This window comes from Streptomyces sp. NPDC006463, assembly GCF_042870715.1.
Classification (GTDB): domain Bacteria; phylum Actinomycetota; class Actinomycetes; order Streptomycetales; family Streptomycetaceae; genus Streptomyces.
The window spans coordinates 133,002-143,364 of the sequence record NZ_JBIAHP010000019.1 but is presented as its reverse complement, the minus strand read 5'-3'; the positions used below and the strand labels follow the sequence as shown (position 1 = coordinate 143,364).

9 protein-coding genes are annotated in these 10,363 nt (G+C 71.6%); 6 read left to right on the top strand and 3 right to left on the bottom strand.

The window, feature by feature from the left end:
* The 3 genes from ACFYOB_RS29905 to ACFYOB_RS29895 form a co-directional block, all read right to left on the bottom strand.
* The coding region (locus tag ACFYOB_RS29905; protein ID WP_388564864.1) for an NADH-quinone oxidoreductase subunit C at positions 1–1,015 on the bottom strand (1,015 nt) is incomplete at its 3' end.
* Positions 1,012–1,590: an NADH-quinone oxidoreductase subunit B gene (locus tag ACFYOB_RS29900; protein ID WP_388564861.1), complete on the bottom strand. Its 579-nt coding sequence runs from the start codon at positions 1,588–1,590 to the stop codon at positions 1,012–1,014. The genes ACFYOB_RS29900 and ACFYOB_RS29905, both read right to left, overlap by 4 nt.
* The gene (locus ACFYOB_RS29895) at positions 1,581–1,988 is read right to left on the bottom strand and encodes an NADH-quinone oxidoreductase subunit A (protein ID WP_388564858.1); all 408 of its coding nucleotides are present in this window, start codon (positions 1,986–1,988) and stop codon (positions 1,581–1,583) included. Before ACFYOB_RS29895 ends, ACFYOB_RS29900 begins: the two co-directional genes overlap by 10 nt.
* A gap of 147 nt (positions 1,989–2,135) precedes the next feature.
* On the opposite strand from ACFYOB_RS29895, the gene ACFYOB_RS29890 reads away from it, so the two are divergent.
* The 6 genes from ACFYOB_RS29890 (at position 2,136) to ACFYOB_RS29865 (ending at position 10,336) form a co-directional block, all read left to right on the top strand.
* The gene (locus ACFYOB_RS29890; protein ID WP_388564856.1) at positions 2,136–3,305 is read left to right on the top strand and encodes a sensor histidine kinase; all 1,170 of its coding nucleotides are present in this window, start codon (positions 2,136–2,138) and stop codon (positions 3,303–3,305) included.
* 301 nt (positions 3,306–3,606) lie between these two features.
* Entirely contained in the window at positions 3,607–4,905 is a 1,299-nt protein-coding gene (locus tag ACFYOB_RS29885) for a sensor histidine kinase (protein ID WP_388564853.1), read from the top strand.
* A 619-nt stretch (positions 4,906–5,524) separates the two neighbouring features.
* The gene (locus ACFYOB_RS29880) at positions 5,525–6,184 is read left to right on the top strand and encodes a LuxR C-terminal-related transcriptional regulator (RefSeq protein ID WP_388564925.1); all 660 of its coding nucleotides are present in this window, start codon (positions 5,525–5,527) and stop codon (positions 6,182–6,184) included.
* Positions 6,185–6,329: 145 nt separating this feature from the next.
* Positions 6,330–8,273, top strand: a complete 1,944-nt coding sequence (locus ACFYOB_RS29875; RefSeq protein WP_388564851.1) for a 2-oxoacid:acceptor oxidoreductase subunit alpha — start codon at positions 6,330–6,332, stop codon at positions 8,271–8,273.
* Positions 8,266–9,333 (top strand): 2-oxoacid:ferredoxin oxidoreductase subunit beta, encoded by a 1,068-nt coding sequence (locus tag ACFYOB_RS29870; RefSeq protein ID WP_388564849.1) that lies wholly within the window; start codon positions 8,266–8,268, stop codon positions 9,331–9,333. Before ACFYOB_RS29875 ends, ACFYOB_RS29870 begins: the two co-directional genes overlap by 8 nt.
* 148 nt (positions 9,334–9,481) lie before the next feature.
* On the top strand, positions 9,482–10,336 hold the full coding sequence (locus ACFYOB_RS29865) for an SDR family oxidoreductase (protein ID WP_388564846.1): 855 nt from the start codon (positions 9,482–9,484) through the stop codon (positions 10,334–10,336).
* Positions 10,337–10,363: the final 27 nt, after the last annotated feature.

Sequence of the window (10,363 nt, the reverse complement as noted above, 5' to 3'; positions counted from 1 at the left end):
CCGGGGTCGTCGGCGTAGCCGGGGCCTCCGGCGCGGCCGGGGTCGTCGGCGTAGCCGGGGCCTCCGGCGCGGCCGGGGTCGTCGGCGTAGCCGGGGCTTCCGGTGCGGCCTGGCTCGCCGAGCCGTCGGCCGCCGAGCGGGTCCGGCGGGCCGGGCGCGGAGCTTCGCCTTCCGGCGCGGCCGGGGCCTCCGGCGCGGCTGGGGTCGCTGGCGTCGCCGGGGCCTCCGGCGCGGTCTGGCTCGCCGAGCCGTCCGCGACCGAGCGGGTGCGGCGGGCCGGGCGGGGCGGGGCCTCCGTCGCCGAGGCGTCCGTCGGCTGGGTGGCCGAGCCGTCCGCGACCGAGCGGGTCCGGCGCGCCGGGGCGCCCTCGCGTGGGGTCCGTGCGGCCGCGCCCGCGGCGCGCGGGGTGCGGGCCGGGCGGGCGGGGGCCGGCGGGAGCTGGCCCTTCATCGGGCCCCAGTCGTTGGGGTCCGGGACGCCCGGCGGGAGCATCTGGCGGCGCTTGGGCGCATCCGGATCGTGGGCCTCGCCCGGCTCCTTGGCACCGGGCCAGGCCTTGGCGACCCGCGCGGCCAGGACGAAGTCCTTGCGCAGCGGGTGGCCCTCGAAGTCCTCCGGGAGGAGGAGGTGGACCAGGTGCGGGTGGTCGGTGAAGACGACCCCGAACATCTCGAAGGTCTCGCGCTCGTGCCATTCCGCGCCCGCGTACACGGCGACCGCCGAGGGGAGGGAGGGAACGGCGTGCGGGACGGTCGTGCGCAGCAGGAGGCGGCGTACCCGGTGGTTCTCCAGCGAGACGACGTGCGCGCAGATCCGGAAGCCGGTGCCCGGCTCGTCCACCGCGCTCAGCCAGTCGAAGTACGTGCAGCCCAGCTTGTCCCGGGCGATCTCCAGGGAGGAGATCCAGGAGCCGACCGGGACGTCCACCGTCAGGACGTCGTACGAGGACGAGCCCACGGCCTCTTCGCCGAAGACCGCCGGCGCCGCGTCGGGAAGGGAGTCGTAGAGGTTCACGCGCCGGCCCCAGGGGGTGTGACCAGGCCGCTCGTCAGCTGGGCCACGGACGGACCCGCCGCGTAGCGGTCCGCCAGCGACTCGCGGGCGATCTTCTCCTGGAGCTTGAGGATGCCCTGGAGGAGCGCCTCCGGGCGCGGCGGGCAGCCCGGCACGTAGACGTCGACGGGGATGATCTGGTCGACGCCCTTCGTGACCGAGTACGAGTCCCAGTACGGGCCGCCGCAGTTGGAGCAGGCGCCGAAGGAGATGACGTACTTCGGCTCCGGCATCTGTTCGTAGAGCCGCTTCACGGCCGGGGCCATCTTGTCCGTGACCGTGCCCGAGACGATCATCAGGTCGGCCTGCCGGGGCCCGGGCGCGAAGGGGATGACGCCGAGGCGGATGAAGTCGTGGCGGGCCATCGACGCGGCGATGAACTCGATCGCGCAGCAGGCGAGGCCGAAGTTGAAGACCCACAGGCTGTACCGGCGGCCCCAGTTCAGGACCACCTTCATCGGTTCCGGGGCGAGGCGGGAGAGCACTCCCAGGCGCTTGGGCTCCGGGAGCATCACGGGCTCCGGTGTCACGTCCATTCGAGGACGCCCTTCTTGTACGCATAGAGCAGGCCGACGGCCAGGAAGCCCAGGAAGATGAACATCTCCACCAGCGTCGTGGCGCCGTAACCGGCGGCGCCGAACACCGTCGCCCACGGGAACAGGAAGATCGAGTCGACGGCGAAGATGACGTAGAGGAAGGCGTAGACGTAGTAGCGGACCTGGGTGTGCGCCCAGCCCTCGCCGACCGGGTCCACGCCGCACTCGTAGGTCAGCAGCTTCTCGGGGGTCGGGACCGCGGGCCGCAGCAGGCGGCCGGCGCCGAAGGCCACGGCCACGAAGAGCACCCCGATGAGCGCCAGCAGGCCGACGACCGAATAACTCCGGAAGTAGTCCGCCGCGAGCACGGTTACGGTCGATACCGTTGGTTCAGGCACGTCCGTTCCTCGCTCCTCGGTCACTGTCGACGATCTGTTACACGCGGGAGTCTAGGGCCTGCCTCACACGGGGTGGGGTTATCCCCCGTTCACAGCACCCCGGCCACCCCATGGCATGAGCGGACGGTACTTGGCAGGCTGTCCCGCATGACCACCAGCCAGGCCATCCCCGACAACGACCGGCCTCCGCCCGTCCGCGCCGTCTTCAGCGCCGTGACGTGGAAGGAGATCGCCTATCTGGTCAGCAATTTGCCGCTGGCGATCGTCGGATTCGTTTACGCAGTTGTCATGGTTGCGGGCACGGGCGTGCTGTCCGTGACCGCTGTCGGACTTCCGCTGCTCGCATGTGGTCTCTATCTGTCTCGGCAGTTGGGACGGCTGGACCGGGCGCGGGCCCGGGTGCTGTTGGGCGTACGGGTGGACGAGCCGACGCCGATTCCCGGCCCGCGGCGGGCCGGCGGGTTCTTCCCCTGGTTGTGGACGAGCATCAAGGACCCGGTCGGCTGGCGGACGGTGCTGTACCAGCTGGTCCGGCTCCCGTGGGGGCTGCTCACTTTCACGGTAGCGCTGAGCGGGCTGTTCGTGCTGTGGCCGGTGCTGCCGTACGTGGTGCGGCTGCTGGCGAACGCGGACCGCGCGATGGTGCGGGGGCTGCTGTCGCCGTCCGACGAGCTGGAGCGGCGGATCGCGGAGCTGGAGTCCGACCGGGGCGTGGTCGTCGACACCGCCGCCGCGGACCTGCGGCGCATCGAGCGGGATCTGCACGACGGCGCGCAGGCCCGGCTGGTGGCGCTCGCGATGGGGCTGGGCCTGGCGAAGGAGAAGCTGCTGGAGGACCCGGAGGGCGCGGCGGCGATGGTCGACGAGGCCCACGGGGAGGTCAAGCTGGCGCTCCAGGAGCTACGGGACCTCGCGCGCGGGATCCATCCGGCGGTGCTGACCGACCGGGGGCTGGACGCGGCGCTGTCGTCGGTGGCGGCGCGGTGCGTGGTGCCGGTGAAGGTGGCGGTGGACCTGCCGGCGCGGCCGGCGGAGGCGATCGAGGGCATCGCGTACTTCGTGGTGTCGGAACTGCTGCAGAACGTGAGCAAGCACGCGCGGGCGCAGGGCGCGAGCGTGGAGGTGTGGCGGGCGGGGCCGCGGCTGCTGATCCGTGTGTCGGACGACGGGCGGGGCGGGGCCAGTACCTCCGGCGGGAGCGGGCTGGCGGGGCTGGCCGAACGGCTGGGCGCCGTGGACGGGATCTTCGTCGTGAACTCTCCCGAGGGGGAGGGGACCGTGGTCACGGCGGAGCTGCCGTGGCGCGACCGCGCGTAGCCGGGCCTTCGCTTTCAGGTAGCCGGGCCCCTCGTTTCAGATCGGGACCCCCGTCCGGGTGGGCGGGGGTCCCGTCGCACGTCCGGGTGCGGCGCCGTTTCCGGGGGCTGCGCCCCCAGCCCCTCCCCAGGCCCTCCCCAGCCCCTCCCCCAGGCGAGGCCGAAACGCCCCGGGGCCCCGGGGTGGGGTTAACCCCCCTTCCGGGAGACCGACCCGCCGCATGGTTCGCGTCGGGAGCAGGCGACAGGGTGGTGGGGTAACGAGGAGACGGGAAGGGCGGGTCGGGATCATGGGCAACGGCATGGACACGGGCGGTGGGATCGGCGCGGTGCTGCGGGCCCCTGTCGAACGGCGGACCTGGCGCGAGTTCGGGTACCTGCTGATCGGGCTGCCGCTGAGCATCCTGTACTTCGCGCTCGCCCTCACGGGCCTGAGCCTCGGCGCCGGGCTGCTCGTCACCTTCCTCGGGGTCCCGGTCCTCGCCGGCGTGCTCGCCATGTGCCGCGGGTTCGGCCACCTGGAGCGGGCCCGGGTGCGCGGCCTGCTCGGGACCGCCATCGCCGATCCGGCGCCGATCCGGGCCAGGAAGAGCGGCCCCCTCTCCGCGATGGGGGCGCTGCTCAAGAGCGGGAGCGCCTGGCGGCACGCGCTGTACTCGGTGATCCACTTCCCGTGGGCGGTGTTCAGCTTCTGTGTGGCACTGACGTTCTGGGCGGCAGGGTGGGCCTACCTCCTGTACCCGGTCTGGTTCTGGGTCTTCCCCGCCTTCACCGACCAGCCCGGCCTCCAGCTCTTCCAGAACGACGGCTACTCCTTCTTCCTGGACTCGCCCGTGGAGATCGCCCTCACCTGTCTTGTCGGACTCGCCTTCACGCTCGCCACCCCCTGGGTGATCCGGGCCCTGACCACAGTCGACCGGGTCATGGTCGGCGGGCTGCTCGGGCCGTCCCGGCTGGACAGCCGCGTGAGCGAGCTGGAGTCCGACCGGGGCGTGGTCGTGGACACCGCAGCCGCCGATCTGCGGCGCATCGAGCGCGATCTGCACGACGGGGCGCAGGCCCGGCTGGTGTCCCTCGCGATGGATCTGGGGCTGGCCAAGGAGAAGGCCACGGAGGATCCGCGGGCCGCCGCGCGCATGGTGGACGAGGCCCACGGTGAGGTGAAGATCGCCCTCCAGGAGCTGCGCGACCTGGCCCGGGGCATCCACCCGGCGGTACTGACCGACCGGGGTCTGGACGCGGCGCTGTCCTCGGTGGCCTCGCGGTGCGCCGTTCCGGTACGGGTGACCGTGGATCTCCCGGCCCGGCCGGCGGCGTCGATCGAGGGGATCGCGTACTTCACGGTCTCCGAGCTGCTGCAGAACATCAGCAAGCACGCGCGGGCGCGGGTCGCGAGCGTGGAGGTGTGGAAGTCCGGGGAGCGGCTGCTGGTCCAGGTCGCCGACGACGGCCGGGGCGGGGCGAGCGCCGGGGCGGCCGGGGCCGGGACGGGGCTGGCGGGGCTGGCCGAGCGGCTGGACGCCGTGGACGGGGTGCTGGTCGTCGACTCCCCCGTCGGGGTGGGGACCACGGTGACCGCCGAGCTCCCTTGGCGGTCCTAGCGAGCCTCCGGACGCCTGCCGGAAGACGCCCCGGCACCCGGCAGGCGTCCCCGTACGTCCCCGGCAGGCGCCCCGGTACGTCCCCGACAAGCGCACCGGCACGTCCCGACAGGCGTCCCGGTACGCTCCCCGACAGGCGTCCCCGGCACGTCCCCGGCAGGCGTCCGGGTACGTCCCCGGCACGTCCCCGACAGGCGTCCCCGGCACGTCCCGGCGGGCGCCCCCGTACGTCCCCGACAGGCGTCCCCGGCAGGCGCCCCGGCACGTCCCCGTACGTCCCCGGCAGGCGCCCCCGTCCATCCCCGGAAGACGTCCCCGGCACGTCCCGGCGGGCGCCCCGGCACGTCCCGACAGGCGCCCCGGCACGTCCCGGTGGGCGTGCCCGACGCCCCCGGCGGGCGCCCCGGCACGTCCCCGGCACGTCCCGGTGGGCGTGTCCGTACGCCCCGGCGGGCGCCCCGGCATCTCCCGGCTCCCCTCCCGTGTTCGAAAACTCCCCCCGTACGCCCACTCGTTGGTCCGGCCCTGCCTTGATCCGGCCTTGAGGCTGGGATGCTTGGCTGTGCCAGGGAGTGCGGTAACGAGTGGACGCGGGAGCTGCTGAATCGTGAACGACAGGGTGCGGGTGGTCATCGCCGAGGACTCGGTGCTGCTACGTGAGGGCCTGACCCGGCTGCTGACCGACCGGGGGCATGACGTCGTGGCCGGCGTCGGGGACGCGGAAGCCCTGATCAAGACGGTGGCGGAGCTGGCGGCGCAGGACGCGCTGCCGGATGTGGTGGTGGCCGACGTGCGGATGCCGCCGACGCACACCGACGAAGGAGTACGTGCCGCCGTACAGCTGCGGCGCGACCACCCCGGGATAGGCGTGCTCGTGCTGTCCCAGTACGTGGAGGAGCAGTACGCCACCGAACTGCTGGCCGGTTCCAGCACGGGGGTGGGGTATCTGCTCAAGGACCGGGTGGCCGAGGTCCGGGAGTTCCTGGACGCGGTGGTACGGGTGGCCCGGGGCGGTACCGCCCTGGACCCCGAGGTCGTCGCCCAGCTGCTCGGCCGCAGCCGCAAGCAGGACGTGCTGGCGGGTCTGACCCCGCGCGAGCGCGAGGTGCTCGGCCTGATGGCCGAAGGCCGTACCAATTCCGCCGTCGCGAAGCAGTTGGTCGTGAGTGACGGAGCGGTGGAGAAGCACGTCAGCAACATCTTCATGAAGCTGGGCCTGTCGCCGAGTGACGGGGATCACCGGCGTGTACTGGCCGTTCTCACCTACCTGAAATCTTGATCGACTGACACTCTGTCAGATATGGCATACCGGTCGGGCCGTCTCGATGGGCGGTCCAACGGTCCAGAATGTGGCCGCCCCCTGAGCGCCGACCGACGTAGGGTTGGTTCTGGGGGTGCCCACGCCTCGAAGGAGGTCCAGTTCAGTGACCAGCCAGGTCAGTAGCCCGGCCGAGCAGGCCGACGGGGCTGGGGGTGCGGTTGTCGGTGGACAGCGCACCCCGGCGAGTCCGGGTGGCAAGGAAATCCGTCGGCTCGATCGCGTGATCATCAGATTCGCCGGCGACTCCGGTGACGGTATGCAGCTCACCGGTGACCGCTTCACCTCGGAGACGGCGTCGTTCGGCAACGATCTGTCCACGCTCCCGAACTTCCCCGCCGAGATCCGCGCCCCTGCCGGAACCCTGCCGGGCGTGTCGTCCTTCCAGCTGCATTTCGCGGACCACGACATCCTCACGCCCGGTGACGCCCCGAACGTGCTGGTCGCGATGAACCCGGCCGCCCTGAAGGCGAACATCGACGACGTTCCGCGCGGCGCGGAGATCATCATCAACACCGATGAGTTCACCAAGCGCCCCATGGCCAAGGTCGGCTACCAGACCTCTCCGCTGGAGGACGGCTCCCTCGCCGCGTACAACCTCCACCCGGTCCCGCTGACCACCCTCACCGTCGAGGCGCTGAAGGATTTCGGGCTGTCCCGCAAGGAGGCCGAGCGCAGCAAGAACATGTTCGCGCTGGGCCTGCTGAGCTGGATGTACCACCGGCCGACGGAGGGTACGGAGAAGTTCCTGCGGCAGAAGTTCGCGAAGAAGCCGCAGATCGCGGAGGCGAACGTGGCCGCGTTCCGGGCGGGCTGGAACTTCGGGGAGACGACAGAGGACTTCGCGGTCTCCTACGAGGTCGCCCCCGCCAGCCAGGCCTTCCCGACCGGCACCTACCGCAACATCTCGGGGAACCTGGCCCTGTCCTACGGGCTGATCACCGCCGCCCAGCAGGCCGACCTGCCGCTCTACCTGGGCTCGTACCCGATCACCCCGGCCTCGGACATCCTGCACGAACTGTCGAAGCACAAGAACTTCGGGGTACGGACCTTCCAGGCCGAGGACGAGATCGCCGGCATCGGAGCCGCCCTCGGAGCCGCCTTCGGCGGGTCCCTGGGCGTGACCACCACCTCCGGCCCGGGTGTGGCGCTGAAGTCCGAGACGATCGGCCTGGCCGTCTCCCTGGAGCTGCCGCTGCTGATCGTGGACATCCAGCGCGGCGGGCCCTCCACCGGACTGCCCACCAAGACCGAGCAGGCCGACCTGCTGCAGGCGATGTACGGGCGCAACGGCGAGGCCCCCGTCCCCATCGTCGCGCCGCGCACCCCCGCGGACTGCTTCGACGCGGCGCTGGACGCGGCCCGGATCGCGCTCACCTACCGGACCCCGGTCTTCCTGCTCTCCGACGGCTACCTCGCCAACGGATCCGAGCCCTGGAAGATCCCCGACGTCGCCGACCTGCCCGACCTCAAGGTCAAGTTCGCGACCGGGCCCAACCAAGCCCTCGCCGACGGCACCGAGGTGTTCTGGCCGTACAAGCGCGACCCGGAAACCCTGGCCCGCCCGTGGGCGGTCCCCGGCACCCCGGGCCTCGAACACCGCATCGGCGGGATCGAGAAGCAGGACGGCACCGGAAACATCTCGTACGACCCCGCCAACCACGACCTCATGGTCCGCACCCGGCAGGCCAAGATCGACGGCATCGAGGTCCCCGACCTCGACGTCGACGACCCGGACGGCGCGCGCACCCTCGTCATCGGCTGGGGCTCCACGTACGGCCCCGTCACCGCCGCGGTGCGCCGTCTGCGCGCGGCCGGACACCCCATCGCGCAGGCGCACCTGCGCCACCTCAACCCCTTCCCGGGGAATCTCGGAGAGGTCCTGAAGCGTTACGAAAAGGTAGTGGTGCCGGAGATGAACCTCGGGCAGCTCGCAACCCTGATCCGGGCGAAATACCTGGTCGACGCCGAGTCGTACAACCAGGTCAACGGAATGCCGTTCAAGGCGGAGCAGCTCGCGAATGTTCTCGAGGAGGCCATCAATGACTGAGGTGACCGACGCCCCCACCCTGCTGTCGCTGGTGCCGAAGGCCGAGGGCGTGCAGTCGGCGAAGGACTTCAAGTCGGACCAGGAGGTCCGCTGGTGTCCCGGCTGCGGTGACTACGCCGTGCTCGCGGCCGTCCAGGGCTTCATGCCCGAGCTCGGCCTCGCGAAGGAGAACATCGTCTTCGTCTCCGGCATCGGCTGCTCCTCCCGTTTTCCGTACTACATGAACACCTACGGGATGCACTCCATCCACGGCCGCGCCCCGGCCATCGCCACCGGCCTGGCCACGTCCCGGCGCGACCTCTCCGTGTGGGTCGTCACGGGTGACGGCGACGCCCTCTCCATCGGCGGAAACCACCTCATCCACGCCCTGCGGCGGAACGTCAACCTCAAGATCCTGCTCTTCAACAACCGGATCTACGGTCTGACCAAGGGGCAGTACTCCCCCACCTCCGAGATCGGCAAGATCACCAAGTCGACGCCGATGGGCTCCCTGGACGCGCCCTTCAACCCGGTGTCCCTGGCGATCGGCGCGGAGGCCTCCTTCGTGGCGCGGGCGGTGGACAGCGACCGCAAGCACCTCACCGAGGTGCTGCGCGCGGCCGCCGACCACCAGGGGACGGCGCTGGTGGAGATCTACCAGAACTGCAACATCTTCAACGACGGGGCCTTCGACGCCCTGAAGGACAAGGACCAGGCGCAAGAGGCCGTGATCCCGCTGCAGCACGGGCAGCCGATCCGCTTCGGGGCGGACGGGAACAAGGGCGTCGTACGGGACCCCGCCACCGGCGACCTGCAGGTCGTCGCGGTCACTCCGGAGAACGAGTCGCGGATCCTGGTCCACGACGCGCACGGCGCCAGCCCGACGACCGCTTTCGCGCTGTCCCGCCTCGCCGACCCCGACACCCTGCACCACACGCCCATCGGTGTCTTCCGCGACGTCGAACGGCCCGTCTACGACACGCTCATGTCCGAGCAGCTCGACACGGCCATCGACCGCAACGGCAAGGGTGACCTCGCGACCCTGCTGACCGGCAACGACACCTGGACGATCGTCGGCTGACACCAGGCGGCGCCACCGCTCTCCCGCACGAAGCGAAGCCCGGATCTCCCAGGAGATCCGGGCTTCGGCATACCCCCCGACAGCTAGCGCTTTCAAAAAGTTAGCGCTTACCGTAGGGTGGCGATACCGTCCAGCGAGGAGAGCACTCATGAGCATCGTCATCACCGGAGCCACCGGAGCCCTCGGCCGCCTCGTCGTCGAGGAACTGCTGGCCCGCGTCGACGCCGACCGCGTCGCCGTCGTCGTCCGCGACGAGGAGAAGGCCGCCGACCTGGCCGAGCGCGGGGTCGAGGTACGCGTGGCCGACTACGACGACCGGGCCGCGCTGTCCGCCGCCTTCCGGGCCGGCGACCGGGTCCTGCTGATCTCCGGCAACGAGATCGGCCGCCGCGTCGCACAGCACACCGCCGTACTGGAGGCCGCGCAGGCAGCGGGCGTGGCGCAGCTCGCCTACACCGGCATCCTCGGCGGCCCCGAGGCCGATTTCGACCTGGCCGCCGAGCACCGGGCCACCGAGCAGGCCATCCTCGACTCCGGGATCCCGTACACCTTCCTGCGCAACGGCTGGTACCACGAGAACTACACCGGGAACCTGTCCAGCGTCCTGGAGCACGGCGCGGTCGTCGGCAGCGCGGGTGAGGGCCGGGTCGCCTCCGCGGCGCGGGCCGACTACGCGGCCGCCGCTGCCGTGGTGCTCACCGGCGAGGGACACCTGAACCGGGTCTACGAGCTTTCCGGCGACACCGCGTGGAGCCTGGCGGAGTACACGGCCGAGCTGTCGGCGCAGACCGGCAAGGAGATCGCGTACGCGCAGGTGCCGGCGGCGGAGCACCTGTCGGTCCTGACCGGCGCCGGGGTCCCCGAGGGCTTCGCGGCGATCATCGTCGACGTTGACGCGGCGATCGCGCGCGGCCGGCTGGCGGGGACCAGCGGCGACCTGGCGCGCCTGATCGGGCGGCCGACGACCCCGGTGGCCGAGGCGATCGCCGCCGCGCTGGCCTGAGGCCGCCACGCAACCCCCAGCAGATGT